Below are 22,784 nucleotides of genomic sequence, written 5' to 3'. Positions count from 1 at the left end.
AGCTCCTAATAAAAAGAAGAGTAAAGTATATTTGACGATTGTAATGGATTAACCTGTAAATGTAATTTTATTCACTCTTAAATGGAAACAATAAATGCATATTTATGTTTTTAGTGTAATCGTCTTAAGTAAGGCCGTGTGGAAATGAAAATTAATAACTCAGCGAGATTAAGCTTTAAATTAATGACTGAGCAAGATGCGCCGCTTTGGTTTGAATTAGACCAAGATGTTGAGGTGATGCGCTATATTAACGGCGGTAAAAAAACATCGATGGAGACCATAGTTAATACGTTTGTGCCAAGGGTTAACAAGTTCACTAATAAACAAAATGGTTGGGGGCTGTGGCAAGTTAATGTGCTTGAAACCAATCAATATATTGGTTGGATTTTGGTGCGTCCAATGGAATTTTTTACAGAAGCACCTGAACTCAATAACTTAGAGCTAGGTTGGCGATTTAAACAAGGCAGTTGGGGTAAAGGCTACGCCACAGAAGCTGCATTAGCCGTAAAGAAAGGGCTCGTTGATAATGGTTATTCAGGTGATTTTAGCGCAATTGCCGACTCAGATAATGCAGGCTCTATTAATATTATGAAAAAAATTGGCATGCACTTTATTGAAAAAACCTTACATAAAGATCCTCTCGGTGACACTGAGGTTGTGTACTATCAATGTGAGAGTTAGATTGTTTATTTTTATATAATCTTTGTTATGATCACCGCGCTACCAATGTGGCATTCAATTATCAAAATAAAAAATCAAACGATGTGAGGACGACCTCACCGCTCTATTTTATCAGGGGACGACCCCTACTTATAATAGAGCGTTTATATATGTATTGGTTTATCTTATTTATTGCAGGTATTTTGGAAGCGGGCTGGTTGCTCGGCATTCAAAAGTCTGAATCTTTTACCAACATCCCTTACGTCATCTTAGCTGTATTTTGTATGGTATTGAGCTTAATACTATTTTCAATAGCGTTAAAAGAGATCCCAATTAACGTGGCTTATTTAGTCTGGTTGGCCGTTGGCGCTTCTTCTATATCGATAATTAATCATTACTTTTTTAACCAATTTTTATCCATTCAGCAAATTTTATGCTTGTGCCTAATATTTGCTGGTGTGGTTGGGCTTAAGCTTTTAAGTTAGCGCTCTAAAGTTAGAACGCTTTTAATGAAGTTGGTTTAATTCAGGAGTGCGAATTTAGGAGTGCGAATTCAAGAGCTTAATGAACTGTGATCATGTGAAAGGTGATCCAAGACAAGGTTAATATCAACATAATGTAGGCGAACGACGTATAATAATGCGGTGAACCAGTATCTGATGCCTGCATTGTGCGTTGCTTTTTACTTTGTTTTGCACTTAATAAGTCATCGTTTAGTTCGTTTGCGCTTTGTTCTAATGATTCTTGTTTGGCATCTAACTTTTTACGTTTTTTGTCTAGGTCACGCGCTTTGGCTTTTTGACGTTTTTTGTATTCAGCAATGCCTTTTTCAATGCCTTTAGCAATTAGCTTAGTTTGCTCTTTGGTTTGGCCTGGTTTTTGTGTTGCTTTAGCAATTTCTAAGGATTGATCTTCGGTTTGTGCAGATACTGAATTTTTAGTCATAGGAGAAATTTTTAATCCAAAATACGTGAATAGGTTTTATACCGCCTAAGAATACGTTAACTTACCCCTTTTCGCATTATTAAAATCATTACACTTTTATAGGAACCGTATGTTAGAAGACGCATTATATCTGTTTGACCCAAATCAAGATTACTTTAGTCAGTTAGTTGCCCTTATTATGATTTTGTCGGGCGTTGTTATCTTGCGGTTGTTTAAGACAAAATTAGTTAATCAAACGTCGGGCTCTTTTTTGAGTGTGTGTATTAGTTCTATTTATACCCCAGCCAAGTTTTTATTATTTACTAGTGCAGTCTGGGCATTAATAGAAACCAGCGATGTGATATTCGGGTTTAATTTAAACTTAGATCAATACGAAGTTTTACCAATTTTAGTCGCTCTGCATCTTAGCTGGTATGGCTTTAGAATTATAAATAGCTACGAAAGACTAAGCTTGTCAGGTGAAGGTAGCGGGAAATTAGATCAAACGGCGGTCATTGGTTTAGCCAAAATAGGCCGTTTGTTATTAACCTTAATTTTAGTGATTGTGGCTTTTGACCTATTAGGTTTAGACGCAACAGGGCTAATTGCTATGGGGAGTGTATCTGGTGCTGCATTAGCCTTTGCTTCCAAGGATTTAGTGTCCAACTGGTTTGGTGGCATTATGTTGTATTTAGATAAGCCGTTTCAGGTAGGCGACTGGATACGTTCTCCAGATAGAGAAATAGAAGGGACGGTAGAATACATAGGTTGGCGCATCACTAAAATCCGTGCCTTTGATAAACGTCCTTTGTATGTGCCAAATTCTGCGTTTAACAATATTACGGTGCAAAACCCATCGCGTATGACCCACAGGCGAATTCAAGAAACAATTACTGTGCGTTATGACGATATGAAACTAGTGCAAGATATTGTCAAACAAATCACTCAATACTTAAATGAGTCTGAGCTGGTGGCACAGGATCAAACTAAAATTGTTAATTTTAATGGTTACGGTGAGTCGTCGTTAAATATCTTAATCTACTGCATGACCATCACTACAGACTGGGTTACTTTCCACGAGCATAAACAAAAAGTGTTGTTGGATATTGGTGAGTTAGTACTAGAACTAGGTGGCGATTTTGCTTACCCAACACAAAGATTACAAGTAGAGCAAACAGAGAGTACGATAGCCTAAGAAATTTAAAGGTAAGTAGCAGTCCCTTTTTAAATGAGTGGTTTAACTGAGAGGTTTAACTGCGTGGTTTAAATTGCTTGTTTTAAGCATCGTATAAAATCAGTACATCAATACAAAAGTCAGGCTATAAAGAGATTTATAGCCTGACTTTTTTATCTCATTTTTATCATCTGACTCTTATTAACATACTCATGCTATGAGTAAATTTGTGCAACAAGGTAACTAAAAACTCTTTTTGAAATTATAAAGCGTAAACCCCTTTCTATTAGTTACTGAACTTACTATTTGAATCTAACAAGGCAAATCATGAATAAAAATACATTTATCACCGCTATCGTCGTGGGCATTATTGCCAGCATTGCTTTTATTCTGGTTCAGCCTCTTTTTGGTATGGCAACATTAACGTCAAGACATGCAGATGCTTACGTTAAGCTTGGTGCTTACAGCGAATGCACTGCGTTAGTTTTGTCTTGGTTTGTTCATGTGAGTGTTTCAATATTTTACGCAGTACTTTCGTCGGTTATATTTAACTTTAACAGCTCTTCATTGGTTAATGTCGGTCAAGTTCTGGTATTGGGCTGGGTAACGACATTGACTGCAACACCCGCTAATGAATGGGTGGTAAAACTAATAACGACTGAACAAATTCCAGCCTTTAGTTCTTTATCTGCTTTAAACACATCGGTAGGTCCAAAACTGTGGTTACACATTTTGTTTTTTGCGTTTATTGTTGTCGGACTTATTTTTGCTAAAAGTAATAAACAGCAAGATACTTTTATTGATTAAGCAGCTGGTAAAAATAGCAGATAAAAATATGTAACGCAGGTAAATAAAACGGAGTTTGTTCTTCACGTGAGAAAGTGAACTCCATTTTTTATTTACTTCCATAGATAAGTAAAAACTTCGAAGAAGGTGGTTTAACCGTCTGCATAAAAAATTGGTTTAAGCTCTTAAGAGTTTTTGCGAGCAACAATTTGTACTACTGAACTTTCACCTTGATGGAATTTACCTTCAGATATATGCCTATCAACTTCTTGACCAATAACAAACTCTAAACCATTTAATTCTATGGTTAATTCCTTAAGGGACATAAGTAGCTCTTTATTTGGTGGACCGCCAACGCCATCCATTTCAAGATGTCTTTCTGTATAAGCTTCTAAAATAAAAATGCCATCAGCTTTTAACGATTTTACAACTTGAGTATGCAGTTTTTTACGCAAAAAAGGTGGAACATGTGCAGCAATGGAAACGATACCATCCCAAGTATTTTCGCCAAGATCGTAGTCATTTAAGTCGGCGACTATGGTTGATATCTCGACACCGTTTTGAGAAGCAAAGTTTTTAGCTTTAACTAGCCCAACAGGAGATTGATCCACGGCGGTAACTTGATAACCTTGTTTAGCTAAAAAGACGGCATTTCTGCCTTCGCCTTCAGCCAAACAAAGCACCTTTCCGCCTTTTGGTATCTGAGCAAATTCAGACTTTAAAAAGTCATTTGCCTCAGTACCATAAGCGAATTCTTCATTGCTATACCTTTTATCCCACATAACTGGCCTCGGTTTTTATTGCTACTGAGCAGTATTAACACTAACTTATCGTTTGAAACACTTCTACGCTGCGTCTTACTTCACCGAGTTCGGCTAATACGTTGGCGTATAAGGTTGTGTCTAGTTTGTTTTTATTGCTGTAAATCACTTGTTCTAGTGCTTGTTTGGCTAGTTGGTTATCTTTTTGACCAGCGGCTAAATAAGCAAATATGGTTAACAATACTTTGTCTTCTTGGTTTTTGTTAATTTGCTTTTGTACCAAAGTGAAAAGCTTGTCCATGTGGACTTTACCTGCAATTTTATAACAGCGTCTAACGTTGTTTAATACCCATTGATTACCACTGTGAGACATTGAGTCGCATAATAGGTTTTCAATATGTTGTGACACGCCTTGTGATGCTATCGCCGCTACATATGCTTCTGATACAGAATTTATCTGTTGATTAGCTTTTGATAGTTGATCCCAAACTTGTTGCAACTGGTTAGTAGAGTATTGAGTAATGTAGCTAACAAAGGCCATATTAAACGTTTCATAAAGGTGCAAGTTCCATTCTTCAACGGCACCACTAGATTGTTTTAAAGCTTGCTTGTGCATTTTTGTTAGTTGTTTATTAACCTCACTCCATGCATGGTTATTCAGTTGTATTGCTAACCATAATTGCTGAAACGCGGTGGTTTGTTTTAATACCGGTAAGTTTAATTTATTTAACAAGACTAACGCTTCCGGGAACTGCTGTTGCTGGACTAAAATTAACAAGCTAGCAAATTGTTGATTTGCGTCGGACAGTTCAAAATTGGATGCTAAGCGTTTAGTGATATCGTCACTTAATTCTGGATTGTTAGCGCGTGCAGCACACACTAAGGCTAACTCAGCTGCGGTTTGTTTTTTTGATATGCGTTTTACTTTTAAAAACTGCTCTGCAGCACTTTTCCATTGGCCAAGTGCCATGTAATCCACACCCGTTTGAAAGAAATTTGCGTGAGTTCTTGCGTATCTATCTTGCCACCACTTTGATGGTCGGATTAAAAATAAAACTAAGTATTTTACGATTAACCAAACCGCTAGCAAAATAAGCACAGTCACGGTAATGACAATAATAAACTGCACCACAGAACCTTCAAGAGTCCAGTTGCCTAGCGAAAATAAAATGTAACCTTGTTGATGCATAATATTGGGGGCAATAAAGAGCATAGCGCCGAATAAAGCCAGGACAATTAAGCCTTTTATTAACTTAGTCATTATTTATCTTTCCCCTGACCTTGGTCGTCTTCACTTACCTTTTCCCTCAATGATATTTGTTTTTGAAGGTAGTTGGCTATTAGAGGTTGGGCGTTTAATTCTTCAGGTAAAACGAGACCAATGTCTTTTTGTTTTAACTCAATTAAAGTCATAGTTACGGCTGCAACTCGTGTATCGGAAGCATCAAAGTATTGCAGGATCCAATCTTCAATTTTCTTCAACGCGTCGTCATATATCGCCTGATTTTTATCTACCACTGCATTTTGTGCCATTAACATTTGCGTGGTTAAGTTAGAGCGGACAAACCATTTTTGATCTGCAGGTAATTGCGGCTGAATTGCTGCATCACGACGTGTGATGGTGATAAAGTTACCAAAAAAGCGTCTTACACTAATAAGTAAATTGTCGCTCCAGTCGTTAACTTCTGAGCTTACGTGCTGTTCTTTTGTTACGTTAGCATTAGGCTTTGGAATATAAACCTGAGCAAATTTTATAGTTTTAGTTTCTTCAATTAAGCCAGATAACGCTAAATAAACACTGTCTGAGTCAGGCTGTTTAATACTGTACAAAGACGCAATATCTTCACTAAGCGCTTCTCTAATATGGAACACGCTAGGGTCTTGCATCGCAGTTAATCTTTGGTTGGCATCCAACAATAATTGAATCGCAGTATTGGCATCTTGTTCTACTAATAAACGGCGCTCGGCTAAGTTGATCAAATAACCCGCTTCTGCGGCTAGCCAATAATTTGGTTGGCTCTTACCTAGTTCTTTAATACGAACGGCTAAACTACTTAGCGAGTCGTTAATTTGTTTGGTATCGTCTTCTGTTTGATTAAGCTTCTGCTCACTCATCACTTCTAATTGGGTTAATTTAGTTTGCAGTTGATTCAGCATTTGTTGGGTATTAACTATGCTTTGCTGTTTAAGCTGCTCTAATTGTTCTTGGTTTTTAAACCACAGTTGAGATTGCCACCAAAAAAATCCGACAAAAGCAGAGACCGCAACGCTAAATATAAAGGCGAATATAGCTAACCAACTTCTTGGTTTTTTAGTTTTTTCCGTGCGGATCTTTTTCTCAGCGTTTTTTGAGCTGTTAGCCGATGACGATGTTTCAGTACTCTTTGCTTCAGCCGTTTTACTGGCTTTTGCTTTTGAGCTTGCCGTATTTTTTGATTTAGTTTCTTTTTCTGCAGCACGAGATTGTTTTACTTCTGACTCAAGTTTAGCCAACGACTCTTGAGTCGATAAGCTGTCATCTTGTTTTGCTGCTGTTGAGTTCTTGGCATCTACTACTTCGTTTTCACCTTGTGGCGTTAATTCATTTGAAGTTTTTGATGTCTTGGATTCTTTATCCTGAGCCATGCTGTTATCTCACTTAGAAATTAAATTGATCGTATTGATAATAGAGGAATTATCCGACTCTTCACAGATAAAAATATGTTCTTCTTTTATCTTGTTGTCTATTAAAAACTGTTTAATCCTTTCACTCAAGACTACCCACTTTATTTTATGTAACAAAAGCTGAATATTTTTGCGGCTACTTTGCTGTGATAAATTAGTGAATATGCCTTTGGCAATATCAATGCTGGTTGCCAATATACAATCACACTCTAACCAAGAGTCGACTTGGCTACTGGAATATTGCAGCATTTCTCTTTGGTATAACTCCAGTGGAAAATATTGTTTACCACGTTGTGTTAAAGACTGGCCTATCAGTTCTCGACCACCTTTGCCTTTAACTTGCACAAAACTTTGGTAGTCATCTAACTGCTTAATAGTAAGGAAAGACTCACTATTCGACAATTCAGGTGTCATTATTTGCAATGTTGAATGGTTTTCTTGGTTTGATTGCGTTGGAACATTAGGCGTTCTAATAAACTGCTTTAATTCTGACTTGGTGGACTCACCAATGGCAAATACACCACCTGCAGGAGAAAAGTTATCTAGTCCATATTGCTGTAACAACTGTCGGAAATACATAGCGGTTGGCCGGCTAACAAATATCCAAGCAAACGAACTATCTTGTAACCATTGTTTTAACGGTGCTTTATTTGGTAACTCAATGGCTTTATTGGTTACGGTTGGAAAGTGATGACTAATAAATTGAGGCGTAAGCAGCCGTTGTAATTCCTCGCCCATTGGGGATGGGCGAGTATTTAGTATAGTTAACGTCTTTTGTGGTTTAGCTTGTGACATGTAGATAAACGCCTCAAAATCTGTGATTAACCTTTATATACTTCTTTTAATATGACATCTGCGCCTTGGGCTAACAATTGTTTGGCTAGTTGTGTGCCTAGCGCTTCACCTTGGCTGGTCGCGCCTATGACTTGGTCAGTAATAATATGGGAACCATCTAAACTACCCACTAAACCTTTTAACGTAACTTGATCGCCATCTACCGTTGCGTATGCACCAATTGGTACTTGGCAACCACCTTCTAACGCTCTGTTCATCGCTCGTTCTGTTAATACTCTAATGCGTGTTTCTGTGTGCTCTAACGTGGCCAAGTAACCTTGAATTAGCGGATCGTTAGTTCTGCATTCTATGCCGACAGCACCTTGTCCGTTGGCTGGCAATAACATATCAGTGTCTAAGTGTTGTTTAATACGCTCAGGCATTTCTAAACGGATAAGACCTGCGGCGGCTAAAATAATAGCGTCGTATTGACCTTCATCTAATTTACGTAAGCGAGTATTTACATTGCCTCTAAGGTCTTTTATTACTAAGTCTGGACGCAAGGCTTTAATTTGACACTGACGGCGTAGGCTAGATGTTCCAACAACTGCGCCATTTGGCAAGCTTGCAAAGTCTTGATAGGTATTAGAAACAAACGCATCACGAGGGTCTTCGCGTTCGCAAATTGTGTGTAACATTAAGCCTTCTGGAAACTCCACCGGAACATCTTTCATTGAATGTACCGCTATGTCAGCTCGGTCTTCTAAGATTGCCACTTCCAACTCTTTTACAAATAAGGCTTTGCCACCAATAAGCGCTAAAGGCGTATCGAGTATTTGATCACCTTTGGTTGTCATTGGTACTAATACAACGGTTAATTCTGGGTGAGCAAGTTCAAGTTTATTTTTAACATAATAGGCCTGCCACATTGCTAAAGCACTTTCACGAGTTGCGATACGGATCACTGGTTTAGTTGAACTTGTCATAAATTGAATTAATTCTTAATAATTGGATATCGTTAATAACGATAGAATAACAGTTATTAAACTGAGGCTAAAGAGGACTAAAGCGTTAGTCCTCTTTTTGTTACTAGCGGCTTATTCGCCGTAGTTGAAATTAACCAAAGCAATTGCGTGATTTTTTTCATCAACAACTTCAACCTGCCAACTGCCTAAGTGCATAGTTGGATCAAGTGTTTTACTTGAGTTAGTTCTCCAACGGTTTCCACCAATTTTTAGCACAACTTCTGCTTCTAATTTGCCATCTAAAAACCATCTGTGCGTGATCATTGTGCCCGCTTTACCAATTACTTCAGTAAACAAATACACTTTGCTGACGTCGGTCGAGATACTGGTATTAGATAAATCAGATGCTGGTTCTCTTTTTACAATAGAGTCAGTAATAATAGCTCGGCGAATATTATCAGATAATACGGTTTCGCTATCAGTAACAGTCTCAGCGCTATAAGCGACAGAACTAACAGCTAAAAGTAGTAAAGAAAATAAAGCGTGAGTTATATATTTGGTCATTTAAATAGTTCCTAATTTTATTTATATGTTGGTTCGGGTGTCGTTTTAACGTTATTTAAGTTCTAAATTAATTATCTTAAATTGCTAAGGTAATTTTTTCACCGGCTTGTTTGGTTGCCGCTTCACTTAACAATGCCCAAAGTTCAGAGCCGCCACGATTGTCTATCCATTTTCCATCTATATATTCAAAATGGTGACCGTTGGCTTTTGTCGCTACCCAGATTTGGTGCAAAGGAGCTTGTTTGTTAACAATGATCTTGCTGGCGTTAGGAAAAATAACTTCCACTAAACCGCCTGCACTTTCATAATCTAAGTCAAATTCCACTTCATCAATGGCGTCTTGTAAGTTATTTAAGAATTCGTCGGCTAATTTGTGATATTCACTGTCGTTCATAGTAGTTCCTGCTTGCAATTACGTTATACCGTGCGATTATAGGCGGCAAATTTAATAGATTCAGTAAAAACATGCATTATTCTTCTAATAAGTTATGTAAAAGGGGGCTAACCCTCCTGATTTTAACGCTAGTGACCCTACAACTAATGGGGTGTGGCCAACGTGGACCTTTAACTTTACCTAAAGAAAAACCCGTTGCTGAGTCAACAGAATCTGTTGAAAAGTAATTTTAAAAGCTATTAAGACAATATCAACCTCAAAATAGTAGCAAAACGATTAACCTTGATTGACCAAATTTACCAGACAGGAAAGAGCCTTGGATTATTTTAGTTACCAGAATCGCAGTTTATTTGCTGAGCAAGTGGCATGTAAAGACATAGCTGAAGCTTTTAATACACCAACTTACGTTTATTCTCGTGCGACCATTGAACGTCATTGGCAAGCATTTGATGATGCGGCCGGCGAACATCCTCATTTAATTTGTTATGCGGTAAAAGCCAACTCAAATTTAGCGGTATTAAACGTGATGGCTCGTCTTGGTTCTGGTTTTGATATTGTATCTGGTGGCGAATTAGCTCGAGTATTAGAAGCTGGTGGCGATCCAACTAAAATTGTTTTTTCTGGCGTTGGTAAAACTGAAGCTGAAATTGAATACGCGCTTGAGATTGGTATTAAATGTTTTAATGTTGAATCTGAAGCTGAGTTATATCGTATAAATTCAGTCGCAAAAGAATTGAATAAAATCGCACCAATCTCGTTGCGAGTAAACCCAAATGTAGATGCGGGTACTCACCCTTATATTTCTACTGGTTTAAAAGAAAATAAATTTGGCATTAACATCGACGATGCCGTGGAACTATTCAAATGGGCTAATCAGCAAGAGCATTTAAATGTTCAAGGTGTTGATTGTCACATAGGGTCACAATTAACTGACCTTTCTCCATTTTTAGATGCGCTGGACAAATTAATCAAATTGATTGATCAGTTAGCGGCAGCAGGTGTAACAATCTGTCACCTAGATCTTGGTGGCGGTTTGGGCGTTACTTATAAAGATGAAACGCCACCGCATCCGTCTGAGTACATGAAAGTCTTAATGGAAAAATTAAAACACAGACCAGACTTAACTATTTTATTTGAACCAGGCAGAGCGATTATGGCGAATGCTGGTATCTTGTTGACCAAGGTTGAGTTTTTAAAGCAAAACGAAGATAAACACTTTTGCATTGTTGATGCTGCAATGAACGATAATATTAGACCTGCATTATATTCTGCTTGGCAGGATATTGTTCCAGTGGAGCAAAGAGACAGTGATTCTTTGAGCTATGATGTAGTTGGGCCCGTGTGTGAAACCGGTGACTTTTTAGGAAAAAATAGAGAGCTGTCAGTTGAAGCGGGCGATTATTTAGCGGTACGTTCAGCCGGTGCATACGGTTTTACTATGAGTTCAAATTATAACTCAAGAGTAAGAGCGGCTGAGATTATGGTTGATGGCAACACTATGCATTTAGTTAGACAAAGAGAGACAGTTGAATCTCTTTGGGCTGGCGAGTCTATATTAAAAGATTAATTTTACCTTCACTATGTAAGTTTAGGGAAGATTTAGGGCAAACTTAGGAAAACCGACAAAGATGTTGTTACAGTTCACAAAAATGCATGGGTTGGGTAACGATTTCATGGTGGTTGATGGGGTGACACAAAATGTGTACTTCTCGCCAGAACAAATTAAACAATTGGCTAACCGAAACTTTGGTATCGGTTTTGATCAATTGTTGGTTGTTGAACCGCCTTATGATCCAGACTTAGACTTTCACTACAGAATTTTTAATGCAGACGGCAGTGAAGTTTCTCAGTGCGGTAATGGCGCACGCTGTTTTGCCCGTTTTGTTCAACTGCAAGGTTTAACCAATAAGTCGGCGATTAAAGTAAGCACTAAATCTGGCAATATGGTGTTGTATCTTGAAGGTGAAAATCAAGTAACTGTGAACATGGGACGCCCTATTTTAGAGCCTAAAAAAGTGCCGTTTAATGCTCAACAGCAAGAAAAAACCTATATATTAAAAGCGGATGACGACAACGTTATATGTGGCGTGGTTTCTATGGGAAATCCGCATTGTGTGACTGTGGTTGACGATGTACTAACTGCGCCAGTTGAAGAACTAGGCGCGCGTTTAGAGCAACATGAACGTTTCCCAGAAAAAGCCAATATTGGTTTTATGCAAATTATTAATCGTGAGCATATTAAATTACGAGTATTTGAACGCGGCGCAGGTGAAACCTTAGCTTGTGGTAGCGGAGCTTGTGCGGCAGTTGTTGTTGGCCGTTTACAAAATTTATTGGACAGTAAAGTCCAAGTTGATTTACCAGGTGGGACATTACATATTCGCTGGCATGATGAGAATTCTCCAGTTAAAATGACAGGCCCTGCAGAATACGTATTTGATGGACAGATGCATATATGACCAAATTACTGACACCTAATTTTGAAGACCTTGAGCTGGATGCTGAGTTAGTCAAAGACTACCTACAGCAGACACCTTCTTTTTTTCTTGATCACCCTGAGCTAGTGACTCAGTTACGTATTCCCCACGTAACGCACGGCACCACTTCTTTATTGGAGCGCCGTCAGGAGATTCAACGCGGAAAAATTCTGCAAATGGAAGAAGAGCTAAACGCTTTGATGGTTAACGCCAGACAAAATGAAGTCATCTTCCGCTCTGTTAGTGATATGTACCTTGGATTGGTCGGTTGTGACTCTATCGCTACGTTAGAAAAAGTCATTAATGATGTCTGTAAAGAACAACTATTTTTAGCGCAATTTAGATTATTACAACCAGAAGATGAAGCTTACATTCATCTGCAAGCCAAACTAGATGGCAATTCAAGTTATTTGGGACGTTTGTATCCAGAGATCATGGAAGCGGTATTTGACGGTTTTGCACAGTCGGTCGCGTTAGTTGAATTAAACTATATGGTTGGCGATGAAGAAACTATCTTTGGCATTGCAGCGATTGCTTCTAGCTCAATTCACCATTTTAATCCACAGATGGATACCTTATTCATTGATCAATTAGGTCGATTGTTAAGTCGTCACGCTGTACATATTACCTGTTAGTTGTATTGTAAAATGCTGAACGATATTGAGCATTTACCAGAGTCGATTAAGCCGCAAATCATGCAATATTTAGCGTATCTAAAATATGAGCGCGGCTATGCAACATTAACGTTAAAAACCTATCAAGCTAACATCCTACATTTATGCTATTTCTGCATTGAATCTAACTGTGATACATGGTCGAAAATGGATGCTAATGCCTTAAAACGTTGGCTAATAGGTTTACGTGAAGCAAAATTAAAACCCCGTTCGTTACAGTTAAAATTATCATCAGTTAAAGGTTTGTTTAAATACTTACTGCATAAAAATGTCATCCGACTCGACCCTACTGAGTTATTAACCACACCAAAAACCGACAAACCACTGCCTAAAAATATGGAAGTGGATGAAGTCGCTCAATTACTGTCATTTACCCCAGAGCAAACCATAGAGTTTAGAGACAAGGCGATAATGGAATTGTTTTATTCTAGCGGCTTACGTTTAGCGGAATTAACCTCTATCAACCGTTTAGATATAGACTTAACCAACGCAGAATTACGCGTGACAGGTAAAGGCAGTAAACAAAGGTTAGTGCCAGTTGGCCGAATGGCAATTGAAGCAATAAACCTGTGGTTAAAATGCAGAAGCGAGTTTTTAAAAACCGAAACTGACGCCCTGTTTATTAGTAAATTAGGCAACAGGATCAGTGTTAGGCAAGTGCAACAAAGATTAAGTTATTGGGCCAAACGCCAAGGGTTAAATAACACATTACATCCACATAAATTACGCCACTCGTTTGCATCACATTTATTACAATCAAGCAGTGACTTGCGTGCGGTACAAGAGTTATTGGGCCACGCCGATTTATCCACCACTCAAGTTTACACCCATTTAGATTTCCAGCACTTAGCTAAGGTCTATGACAGTGCTCACCCAAGGGCAAAAAAGTAACAACATCTAATCAGTCGTACAAACACCACTTGAATTTAATAATAAAATCATCACTTATATATTATTAGTTCACGCATACATTCACATCTTTTCTGGAGCGACACCATGGATAAGTTAAACGACAAATCATTGCTTAAGCAACATTCGTATATTAATGGGCAGTGGCTAAATAAAGGAAAGGTTGATAATGCAGAGTTCTCGGTTGTTAACCCTGCGACTAATGAAGTCCTCATTAAGGTATCAAATGCCGGAGTTGCAGACGCTGAATTAGCGGTTAAAGCTGCCAAAGGTGCACTTAAAGGATGGTCGAGTAAGTCGGCCAATGAAAGAGCGGTGTTATTAAGAAACTGGTTTAACTTAATGATGCAACATCAAGATGACCTAGGCCGTATTTTAACGCTTGAGCAAGGTAAACCATTAGCGGAAGCAAAAGGCGAAATTGCTTATGGCGCATCATTTATCGAATGGTTTGCTGAGGAAGGAAAGCGCGTTTACGGCGATACTATACCTGCGCCATCCTCAGATAAACGCATTATTGTGATCAAGCAACCCGTTGGCGTTGTGGCATCAATCACGCCGTGGAATTTCCCTAACGCCATGATAGCTCGTAAAGCCGCGGCTGCATTAGCCGCAGGTTGTACATTTGTCGGTCGTCCTGCCACACAAACCCCTTTATCGGCTTTAGCTATGGCAGAGCTGGCAGAACGTGCGGGTATTCCAGCAGGCGTGTTTAATATTGTGATTGGTGAAGACGCCAAAGGCATAGGCAAGGTACTTACTCAGCATCCTGATGTGGCTAAGTTTACCTTTACTGGCTCAACCGCTGTTGGCAAAACGTTAATCGCTCAATGTGCCACAAGCGTTAAAAAAGTATCGATGGAACTCGGTGGTAACGCCCCATTTATTGTATTTAACGACGCTGATATTGATGCCGCCGTTGAAGGTGCTGTGCTATCTAAATACCGAAATGCAGGGCAAACCTGTGTGTGTACCAATCGTATTTTGGTTCAGCAGGGGATAGCACGAGAATTTACTGAAAAGTTTACCGCCGCAGTCGCTAAGTTAGTAACGGGCAATGGTTTGACGGATGGTGTTTTTATTGGCCCTATGATCTCAAGTTCGGCTGTGGACAATGTAAATAAGCTAGTACAAGACTCAATTAACGCAGGAGCAAAGCTGGAACTAGGCGGTGCTAAAGCTCAGGTGGTTGATGGCGTTACTAATAACTTTTACCAGCCGACAATATTAAGCCAGGTCACTAACGACATGCCTATTGCTGCCAACGAAATATTTGGTCCAGTTTCACCTATTATTAGTTTTGAAACTGAGCAAGATGCTATCAATATGGCAAACGATACGGAATACGGATTAGCCGCGTATTTCTATGCCAGAGACATCGGTGTGATTTGGCGAGTCGCAGAAGGTTTGGAATACGGCATGGTTGGCATAAACGAAGGCTTAATCTCCAATGCAGCTGCGCCTTTTGGTGGCGTAAAACAATCAGGTAGTGGTCGTGAAGGTTCCAAATATGGACTGGATGATTATTTAGAAACTAAGTATTTATGCATGGGCGGTTTAGATTAAATATCTATATTCGCTTTTATAATTAACCAAAATCCCAACACCAGCAGTAAGTAATTCATTACTTTTAAAAATAGCTGTTTGTCTAGGTTATTGTTGATCTTTACACCTATCCAATGGCCGACAAATGCCATTGGAATAAAGGCAAGCGCAGTCAATATTAGATCTGAGGTTATTAAGCCCAAAGAAATAAAACCAACTAGTTTGACTAAGTTCATAATGGCAAAAAATATAGCGGCGGTAGCAACAAATTTTGATGGCGCTAAACCAATAGCACTAAAATAAATCAGTAAAGGCGGACCGCCAGCATGAACTAAAGTGCTAGAAATACCGGACAAAGCTGACATGCAGTAAGCACCAAGTTTGTTATTAATTAGCTTTAATTCTATATGTTTAAATACGATGTTTTTAATAGCAAAGACAATACAAATACTGGCAATAACAAACTGTAAATAGTCGTTGTTAATAAGGTCTATGATTAGGTTAGCGGTAATGATCCCAACAATAGCTCCTGGAATTAACGTCATTAATAAAGGTGTATCCCACTTCTTCCAATAACCTTTCACTGTTATTACATCGGCTATTATTAGCAAAGGCAACATTAAAGCAATTGCTTCAACGGCGCTGAATTTTAACATGAGCAAAGGCACTGCAAATACACCTAATGCTCCAGCAAATGCGGATTTGGAAATACCAATAAGCAGTACAACAATTGCGATAATAATAACTGCCGATATTTCCATGTTTATCCTTTTAACGTTTTAGTTGCTCTAGTTTAAGTTGTGTTAACTGGGTAAGTTAAACCAAAGCGCTTCAAGAGCTGAGTTAGCTTTTACTTCACAATGTTGCTGTGAGTCAATCGCAAAGGCATCGCCAGCATTAAACTCTTCTCCATCAACCAGTAGGCTACCTTTTACAATATGTAAGTATCCTGTTTGTTGTTCGGTATTTAACGTGAAAGCTTCCCCATTCATTAAAACTAAACGAGATATGCTGGCATTTTGATTAATACTTAATGTGTCACTTGAGCCGCTTGGCGTGACTAACGGCGTTAACTGACCTTGCTGTAGGATACTTTTCTGTTCATAGCTTGGTTCAATACCCATTACATTAGGTTGTATCCAGATTTGTAAAAACTTAACTGGGTCGGTAGTTGAGGCGTTAAATTCAGAATGCTTAACTCCACTACCTGCACTCATACGCTGCACATCACCAGCTGGGACAGTGTATTTGTTGCCTGTGCTATCTTCATGTTTCAGCGCACCTTCAATCACATAAGATATGATTTCCATATCGCGATGTCCGTGTGTACCAAAACCTTGAGCTGGCATAACCATGTCGTCGTTTATCACTCTTAATACAGACACGCCCATGTGTTTTGGATCGTGATACTCACCAAAGGAAAAACTATGTTTACTCTGCAACCAACCAAAATCGACTTGGCCTCTTTCTTCTGACCTTCTAATATATTTCATAACTAAACCCCAATACGCTGTTTTAATGAAGCTAGTTTAATATTCATATGAGTAGATTAAAATTATCAATTATTGTCTCAATCATTCGTTTTTAAAGAATGTTTGTTTTAGTTACTCTGTAAATCAGGCTTGTTAATAGATAAACATTGTTCACGTAACTCAGCTAAAAAACACTTAGCCGCTGGGCCTAAGCGGTCGACATCTTTAAACACTAAATATAATTGGCCAGAACGTTTGCTGTTACGGTTAAGCCTAAGTGGTCTTAATTGTTGTGTTTCTAGTTGTTGTTCAATTGAGGTTGTAGGTAACCAGGCAAAGCCCAAACCTTTACAGATCATATCGATTGAGGTTTTAATATGGCTAACGGTCCAGCGCTGATTTGCCCCTAACCAACCTTCGTCCTTTTTATTCCCTATGGCAGAATCTCGTACCACAATCTGGCGGTGACTCTTTAAATCTTCTAACGTCAGCTCTGCGTCTAGTTTATGTAGCGGATGATCTGGGCTGGCAACACCAACAAATTCAATATGACAAAGACTTTCACTCAGACCATTACTTAATGGCGTGGCTGAAATAGCAATGTCGACCTTGGTACTTTCTAGTAATTCAGTGGAGCCATTTAATACCGTTTCAATTAACTCAATTTGTAATAGAGGATATTGAATAGAAACGTTTTCTAAAACTTTAAATAACAAAGACTGTGGAAAAATTTCGTCAACAGCAATGCGAAGACGACTCTCAGTACCTTGCCCAAGCGTATGACCAATGGCTTCTACTTTACTAGCTTCATCAAGTAGAAAATTAGCACGCCTGAGGATTAACGCTCCAGCCTCGGTTAATACGGTTTTTCTACCTTCAATGCTAAAAAGCTTCACATCCAATGAGTTTTCAATTTTCCCCACGGCATTATGAATACTTGATTGGCTCTTGTGTATGCCTTGTGACGCTTGATTAAAACCGCCAAACTCCACAACCGCTCTAAACATTCGCCATTGTTCTAATGTAATTCTTAACACAGCTTTACTCTTTGTTTTATAGGTTTGGTTAACATGCCGTACTTTTAGTTATATTTATCTTAGCGACATTTAATTTCAAATACATTCTGTTTTAACGAATGGTTTGTACGTATTTTAACGATTTTATTCTGTTAAAAATAACATAATACTAGTTACCAAGGTAAACAAATTAAGGATTTTAAAATGAGCGCAGCTTCTGAAATAAATAATGTTCTATTAGTTAATTCATCAATAAACGGTAAACTTGGTAATTCAAATATATTGTCACATGAGTTTGTGACTAGATTAAAAGGCAAAGCTAAAACACAGGTGAATCTTGTTAGCCGAGATTTATCACAAGATGCACTTCCACATCTAACTCAGGCTGAAATGGGTGCTTGGATGACTCCAGCAAATGAACGTACTGACGGGCAATCTCAACTCGCCGATATTTCTGATAGTTTAGTGGCTGAGTTACAAAATACAGATACGCTAGTGATAGGTATGCCAATGTATAACTTTGGTATTCCTTCGACATTCAAAGCATGGATTGACCGTATTGCTAGAGCAGGTATTACTTTTAAATATACAGAGCAAGGCCCTGTTGGTTTATTAGAAGGTAAAAAAGCCATTATTGTTGCTGCCCGTGGTGGTATGTACCAAGGTACACCAAAAGACAGCCAAACTCAGTACCTTAAAGATGTATTAGCATTTATTGGTATTACAGACGTACAGTTTATTTATGCGGAAGGATTAGCGATGCCGGCAAAAGAGGAAAATATCCTAGGAGCCAAACAAGCAATGGATGTTGTATTAGAATCGTTAATCTAAGCCAGGTAACTCAGTTAACTAACAAGGGCTTTGTACTTAATAGATGTTTAGCTTAGGGGGGGGGAATATGAAAAATAATTCTAGAGTTTTATTTTTGTCACATGGTGGTGGACCAATGCCATTACTGGGCGATCCTGCACATGATGAAATGTTAGATTGTTTAAAAGGTATAGCGGGGCAATTACAAAAGCCGTCGGCGATTATTGTAGTGAGTGCCCATTGGGAAGAAGATATTCCAACGATTACATCAAACGCTGCACCAGATCTTATCTATGATTATTATGGTTTTCCTCAAGCTGCATATGACATTACCTATCCGTGTTTGGGGGCGCCTTTATTGGCTGAGCAGCTGCATGCATCGTTTACGCGTTCTGGTATAAAATCAAAGTTGGACCCTCAACGTGGGCTAGATCATGGTGTATTTGTTCCTTTAAAAGTAATGTTTCCAGAAGCCGATATCCCCTGTATTCAGTTGTCTTTGGTAAATACTTTAGATCCAAGTGAGCACATAAAAATGGGGCGAGCAATAAATCAGCTAGATGTTGATAACTTGTTGATCATTGGATCTGGTTTTTCATTTCATAATATGAAAGCTTTTTTTGCGCCAGAAACTAAAGAAGCAAGAGCGATGAATGTGTCTTTTGAACGCTGGTTATTAGCAACTTGCTCAGATAAAGCGATCAGTGAAAGTACAAGAACAGAGTTACTCACAGATTGGGTACAAGCACCCGCGGCTAGATATTGTCAGCCAAGAGAAGAGCATTTATTACCATTGCATGTTTGTTATGGTGCTGCGCAACGAGCCTGTTTACAAACGTTTGAATTGAATATACTGAATAAAAAATCAAGCATGTATTTGTGGTGATTGAGTAAAAAAGTGTAGGACTAAAAATGCCGACTCAGCTTCAAAAGCAGGTCGGCATTTTTGTTTTTCTCGAAACTCGAAACTAGTTACTATTTCTTCGCATTTTTAAATGCATCAGCAAAGGCGTTGCCCATAGCGCCGCCGCCCAAAGAATTGCTAGAGTTATTAGACGAACGGTTAGTGTTATTAGAGCCATTATTAGAACGAGGTTTCTGATCACCTTTAACCGATCTAGATTGGCCAGGCCTAGCTGCTCCAGGCTTAGCCCCTCCAGTTTTACCTGAAGCTTGTTCATCCATACGCATAGATAAGCTAATGCGTTTACGAGGGATATCTACTTCCATCACTTTAACTTTTACTATGTCACCGGCTTTTACAATTTCAGATGGGTCAGAAATAAACTTGTCCGTCATTGATGAGATATGCACTAAGCCATCTTGGTGAACGCCAACATCTACAAAGGCACCAAAGTTAGTTACGTTAGTGATAACACCTTCTAAAATCATGTTTTCTTTCAGATCTTTTAACGCTTCCACACCATCTTTAAAGGTTGCCGTTTTAAACTCTGGACGAGGATCTCGTCCTGGTTTATCCAACTCTTTAATAATGTCTTCAACCGTAGGTAAACCAAATTTATCATTAGTGTAATCGTTGGCATTTATCTTAGACAAAAACTCAGAGTTACTAATAACATCGTTTACCGCAACACCACTTTGTTTGATGATTTCAGTAACAACAGGATACGCTTCAGGATGTACAGAAGATGAATCAAGTGGATTGTCGCCATTAGCAATTTTTAAGAATCCAGCACATTGTTCAAAGGCTTTTGGCCCCAAGCGCTCAACATTTTTTAAGTCTTTACGATTTTTAAAACTACCATTTTCATCGCGGAATTTAACGATGTTGTTGGCTAAGGTTTTATTCAGACCAGACACTCGGCTTAACAGCGGAATAGACGCCATATTTAAATCTACACCAACGGCATTTACACAATCTTCTACAACCGCATCTAGGCTTTTTGATAATGAACTTTGGCTTACATCATGTTGATACTGGCCAACACCGATAGACTTAGGTTCAATTTTCACAAGCTCTGCAAGTGGGTCTTGTAATCTTCTGGCGATTGAAACAGCACCACGGATAGATACGTCTAAATCTGGAAACTCTTTTGATGCAAATTCACTGGCAGAATAAATAGAAGCGCCGGCTTCACTTACCATGACTTTGCTTAATTTTAATTCTGGACAAGCTTTTATCACTTCAGCCGCTAGTTTGTCTGATTCACGCGAAGCCGTTCCGTTACCAATGGCAATCAATTCCACTTTATGAGTACGTGCTAACAACTCAATAGTACGCATTGATTTATCCCAATGGTTTTGAGGCTCGTGTGGATAAATTGTGGCGTTGTCTAAGAACTTACCTGTGTGATCCACAACCGCAATTTTACAACCGGTTCTAAAACCTGGGTCTATTGCTAGTGTCGCTTTTGCGCCAGCAGGTGCGGCCATTAATAAGTCGTTTAAGTTTTTAGCAAATACGCGAATCGCTTCTTGTTCTGCGTTTTCACGAATTTCAGATAACAACTCGTTTTCCATCGACATAGATACTTTGATTTTCCATGTCCACTGCACAACAGATTTCATCCATTTATCGCCAGCTTTTTGGTTGAAGTTCAAACCAAAGTGAGTAGCAATAATGTTTTCTACTTGAGATTCTCTAATTGGCGTTTCTTGACCCGGATCGGCATTTAACACTAACTGTAAAATACCTTCGTTTCTGCCACGTAACATAGCAAGTGCTCGATGCGATGGTGTTTTAATGGCTAATTCAGAATGGTCAAAATAGTCTTGGAATTTTGCACCTTCGTTTTCTTTACCGGCAATAACCTTGGCTTCAAGGTAAGCATTTTGTTTTAAGTAACGACGTACTTTGGTTAACAACTCAGCGTCTTCAGAGAAACGTTCCATTAAGATGTATTTAGCGCCATCTAATGCAGCCTTAGTATCGGCAACGTCACCGGTAACAAATGCTTGCGCTTGTTGTTCTGGGTCTAAATTTGCATCAGCATATAACGCATCTGCCAATGGCTCTAAACCTTGTTCTTTGGCAATTTCACCTTTGGTACGACGTTTTGGTTTGTAAGGTAAATACAAATCTTCTAAACGGGTTTTATTGTCAGCCGATAATATGGCTTTTTCTAATTCAGGAGTCAGTTTCTCTTGTTCTTTAATCGACTTTAAGATCACCTGACGACGATCTTCTAATTCACGTAAATAAATAAGACGAGTTTCTAAATTACGTAACTGGGTATCATCTAACCCGCCAGTAACTTCTTTACGGTAACGAGCGATAAATGGCACCGTTGAACCTTCATCTAATAAGGTAATAGCAGCAATAACTTGCTCGGTACGTGCTAAAATTTCTTCAGCAATTAACTGAGGGATTGTTTGACTAACAACAGACATAGGTTTGAAGATCCTTGAAAATAGAAACACAATAAACTGACAAAAAGCTAAGGCAGCATCATAGGTATGAAAACAAAAATAATAAAGCAATATATTGAGATTAAATCTGAGTTTTAAACAACAATGGAAAAATAAACCGTCTTGAATTTTACTAACAAGTTTGTACATTTACTTTTATTAGTTTTAAATACTACCTATAAACTGAAATCACAAAAAATAAGAAGCATTAATGGGGCGTTACAGAAAGCCAGATCCTGAGCTGTTAACCAAAACCAACTACATTACACGCGATGGTTACGACAAGCTGGAAAAAGAACTGACATACTTATGGAAGGACGAGCGACCTCTAATTACTAAGTCAGTATCTGAAGCCGCGGCTCAAGGTGACAGAAGCGAAAACGCTGAATACATTTATGGTAAAAAGCGCCTTAGAGAAATAGATTGGCGAGTACGCTTTTTAACAAAACGTTTAGAAATTTTAAAAGTAATTTACCCGTCAAGTGAGCAGGAAGGTAAAGTATTCTTTGGTGCCTGGGTAGAATTAGAGAACGATGATGGCGAGTTAACTAAAATTCGTATAGTGGGTCCAGATGAAATTGACGTATATAAAAAATGGATCAGCATAGACGCACCAATGGCAAGAGCCTTAATTGGCAAGCAAGTAGACGAAGAAGCTTGGGTACAAACGCCAACGGGAAAGGTATGTTATAACGTGAATGTTATTAGCTACAAAGCGCCACAAGAAGAGTCACTTCAAGAGCCGGAAGGCTAAATAGAGTAAATAAAAGTATTCATAGTCTGACATTACCGCGCACAACAAGTACAATACAGCCATTGCTACAATTTAATGGGCTGCTGGTTTCT

The 22,784-nt window shown here is 38.6% G+C and carries 25 protein-coding genes; 13 read left to right on the top strand and 12 right to left on the bottom strand.

Annotation, left to right across the window (positions count from 1 at the left end; genetic code table 11):
- The first annotated feature begins 144 nt into the window (after positions 1-144).
- Positions 145-681 carry a GNAT family N-acetyltransferase gene (locus tag BTO11_RS02295; protein ID WP_105051063.1) on the top strand — a complete coding sequence of 179 codons (537 nt, stop codon included), beginning with the start codon at positions 145-147 and terminating at the stop codon, positions 679-681.
- A gap of 149 nt (positions 682-830) precedes the next feature.
- The gene (locus BTO11_RS02290) at positions 831-1,145 is read left to right on the top strand and encodes a DMT family transporter (RefSeq protein ID WP_105051062.1); all 315 of its coding nucleotides are present in this window, start codon (positions 831-833) and stop codon (positions 1,143-1,145) included.
- A gap of 76 nt (positions 1,146-1,221) precedes the next feature.
- Here the strand turns inward: BTO11_RS02290 and BTO11_RS16400 are convergent, their stop codons facing one another.
- On the bottom strand, positions 1,222-1,605 hold the full coding sequence (locus BTO11_RS16400) for a DUF2956 domain-containing protein (protein WP_146105450.1): 384 nt from the start codon (positions 1,603-1,605) through the stop codon (positions 1,222-1,224).
- A 109-nt stretch (positions 1,606-1,714) separates the two neighbouring features.
- On the opposite strand from BTO11_RS16400, the gene BTO11_RS02280 reads away from it, so the two are divergent.
- Together BTO11_RS02280 and BTO11_RS02275 are read left to right on the top strand one after the other, a co-directional pair.
- Positions 1,715-2,779: a mechanosensitive ion channel family protein gene (locus tag BTO11_RS02280; RefSeq protein WP_105051061.1), complete on the top strand. Its 1,065-nt coding sequence runs from the start codon at positions 1,715-1,717 to the stop codon at positions 2,777-2,779.
- A 306-nt stretch (positions 2,780-3,085) separates the two neighbouring features.
- Positions 3,086-3,565, top strand: coding sequence for a hypothetical protein (locus BTO11_RS02275; protein ID WP_105051060.1), 480 nt, complete (start codon positions 3,086-3,088; stop codon positions 3,563-3,565).
- Positions 3,566-3,729: 164 nt separating this feature from the next.
- On the opposite strand, the gene BTO11_RS02270 is transcribed toward BTO11_RS02275, so the two are convergent.
- From BTO11_RS02270 to cyaY, 7 genes are all read right to left on the bottom strand, one after another.
- Positions 3,730-4,326 carry a class I SAM-dependent methyltransferase gene (locus tag BTO11_RS02270; protein ID WP_105051059.1) on the bottom strand — a complete coding sequence of 199 codons (597 nt, stop codon included), beginning with the start codon at positions 4,324-4,326 and terminating at the stop codon, positions 3,730-3,732.
- Between the two features lie 40 nt (positions 4,327-4,366).
- Positions 4,367-5,566, bottom strand: a complete 1,200-nt coding sequence (locus BTO11_RS02265) for a heme biosynthesis HemY N-terminal domain-containing protein (protein WP_105051058.1) — start codon at positions 5,564-5,566, stop codon at positions 4,367-4,369.
- Positions 5,566-6,930 carry a uroporphyrinogen-III C-methyltransferase gene (locus BTO11_RS02260; RefSeq protein WP_105051057.1) on the bottom strand — a complete coding sequence of 455 codons (1,365 nt, stop codon included), beginning with the start codon at positions 6,928-6,930 and terminating at the stop codon, positions 5,566-5,568. The genes BTO11_RS02265 and BTO11_RS02260 overlap by 1 nt, the downstream gene beginning before the upstream one ends.
- Before the next feature lie 9 nt (positions 6,931-6,939).
- Positions 6,940-7,764 carry a uroporphyrinogen-III synthase gene (locus tag BTO11_RS02255; protein WP_105051056.1) on the bottom strand — a complete coding sequence of 275 codons (825 nt, stop codon included), beginning with the start codon at positions 7,762-7,764 and terminating at the stop codon, positions 6,940-6,942.
- Between the two features lie 26 nt (positions 7,765-7,790).
- Positions 7,791-8,729: a hydroxymethylbilane synthase gene (gene hemC, locus BTO11_RS02250; protein ID WP_105051055.1), complete on the bottom strand. Its 939-nt coding sequence runs from the start codon at positions 8,727-8,729 to the stop codon at positions 7,791-7,793.
- Between the two features lie 111 nt (positions 8,730-8,840).
- The gene (locus tag BTO11_RS02245; RefSeq protein ID WP_105051054.1) at positions 8,841-9,272 is read right to left on the bottom strand and encodes a DUF2914 domain-containing protein; all 432 of its coding nucleotides are present in this window, start codon (positions 9,270-9,272) and stop codon (positions 8,841-8,843) included.
- 76 nt (positions 9,273-9,348) lie between these two features.
- A complete protein-coding gene (gene cyaY, locus BTO11_RS02240; RefSeq protein WP_105051053.1) occupies positions 9,349-9,666 on the bottom strand; it encodes an iron donor protein CyaY in 318 nt (105 codons plus the stop codon).
- Positions 9,667-9,737: 71 nt separating this feature from the next.
- On the opposite strand from cyaY, the gene lptM reads away from it, so the two are divergent.
- The 6 genes from lptM (at position 9,738) to BTO11_RS02215 (ending at position 15,292) form a co-directional block, all read left to right on the top strand.
- Positions 9,738-9,893: an LPS translocon maturation chaperone LptM gene (gene lptM, locus BTO11_RS16685; RefSeq protein WP_373295200.1), complete on the top strand. Its 156-nt coding sequence runs from the start codon at positions 9,738-9,740 to the stop codon at positions 9,891-9,893.
- An 89-nt stretch (positions 9,894-9,982) separates the two neighbouring features.
- Entirely contained in the window at positions 9,983-11,233 is a 1,251-nt protein-coding gene (gene lysA, locus BTO11_RS02235) for a diaminopimelate decarboxylase (RefSeq protein ID WP_105051052.1), read from the top strand.
- Between the two features lie 64 nt (positions 11,234-11,297).
- On the top strand, positions 11,298-12,125 hold the full coding sequence (gene dapF / locus BTO11_RS02230) for a diaminopimelate epimerase (RefSeq protein WP_219846485.1): 828 nt from the start codon (positions 11,298-11,300) through the stop codon (positions 12,123-12,125).
- Positions 12,122-12,778, top strand: a complete 657-nt coding sequence (locus BTO11_RS02225) for a DUF484 family protein (RefSeq protein WP_105051050.1) — start codon at positions 12,122-12,124, stop codon at positions 12,776-12,778. The genes dapF and BTO11_RS02225 overlap by 4 nt, the downstream gene beginning before the upstream one ends.
- A gap of 12 nt (positions 12,779-12,790) precedes the next feature.
- Entirely contained in the window at positions 12,791-13,708 is a 918-nt protein-coding gene (gene xerC, locus BTO11_RS02220) for a tyrosine recombinase XerC (protein WP_105051049.1), read from the top strand.
- 105 nt (positions 13,709-13,813) lie between these two features.
- The gene (locus BTO11_RS02215) at positions 13,814-15,292 is read left to right on the top strand and encodes an NAD-dependent succinate-semialdehyde dehydrogenase (protein ID WP_105051048.1); all 1,479 of its coding nucleotides are present in this window, start codon (positions 13,814-13,816) and stop codon (positions 15,290-15,292) included.
- Here BTO11_RS02215 and BTO11_RS02210 read toward each other — a convergent pair.
- The 3 genes from BTO11_RS02210 to BTO11_RS02200 form a co-directional block, all read right to left on the bottom strand.
- Positions 15,289-16,032, bottom strand: coding sequence for a sulfite exporter TauE/SafE family protein (locus tag BTO11_RS02210; protein WP_105051047.1), 744 nt, complete (start codon positions 16,030-16,032; stop codon positions 15,289-15,291). The genes BTO11_RS02215 and BTO11_RS02210 overlap by 4 nt on opposite strands.
- Positions 16,033-16,074: 42 nt before the next feature.
- Complete coding sequence (locus BTO11_RS02205) at positions 16,075-16,764, bottom strand: pirin family protein (RefSeq protein WP_105051046.1); 690 nt, start codon at positions 16,762-16,764, stop codon at positions 16,075-16,077.
- 107 nt (positions 16,765-16,871) lie between these two features.
- Positions 16,872-17,780, bottom strand: coding sequence for a LysR family transcriptional regulator (locus tag BTO11_RS02200; RefSeq protein ID WP_105051045.1), 909 nt, complete (start codon positions 17,778-17,780; stop codon positions 16,872-16,874).
- Positions 17,781-17,981: 201 nt separating this feature from the next.
- Between BTO11_RS02200 and BTO11_RS02195 the strand changes: the two genes are divergently transcribed.
- A complete protein-coding gene (locus tag BTO11_RS02195) occupies positions 17,982-18,590 on the top strand; it encodes an FMN-dependent NADH-azoreductase (protein WP_105053634.1) in 609 nt (202 codons plus the stop codon).
- A 67-nt stretch (positions 18,591-18,657) separates the two neighbouring features.
- Entirely contained in the window at positions 18,658-19,455 is a 798-nt protein-coding gene (locus BTO11_RS02190) for a DODA-type extradiol aromatic ring-opening family dioxygenase (RefSeq protein WP_105051044.1), read from the top strand.
- An 89-nt stretch (positions 19,456-19,544) separates the two neighbouring features.
- Here the strand turns inward: BTO11_RS02190 and BTO11_RS02185 are convergent, their stop codons facing one another.
- The gene (locus BTO11_RS02185) at positions 19,545-21,920 is read right to left on the bottom strand and encodes a Tex family protein (protein WP_105051043.1); all 2,376 of its coding nucleotides are present in this window, start codon (positions 21,918-21,920) and stop codon (positions 19,545-19,547) included.
- Positions 21,921-22,149: 229 nt separating this feature from the next.
- Between BTO11_RS02185 and greB the strand changes: the two genes are divergently transcribed.
- Positions 22,150-22,692: a transcription elongation factor GreB gene (gene greB, locus BTO11_RS02180; RefSeq protein WP_105051042.1), complete on the top strand. Its 543-nt coding sequence runs from the start codon at positions 22,150-22,152 to the stop codon at positions 22,690-22,692.
- The last annotated feature ends 92 nt before the right edge of the window (positions 22,693-22,784 follow it).

The sequence above is a fragment of the Psychrosphaera saromensis genome (assembly GCF_002954545.1).
GTDB classification, from domain to species: Bacteria; Pseudomonadota; Gammaproteobacteria; order Enterobacterales; family Alteromonadaceae; genus Psychrosphaera; species Psychrosphaera saromensis.
The sequence above is the reverse complement of the archived record's forward strand: the minus strand, read 5'-3'. Positions and strand labels throughout refer to the sequence as shown.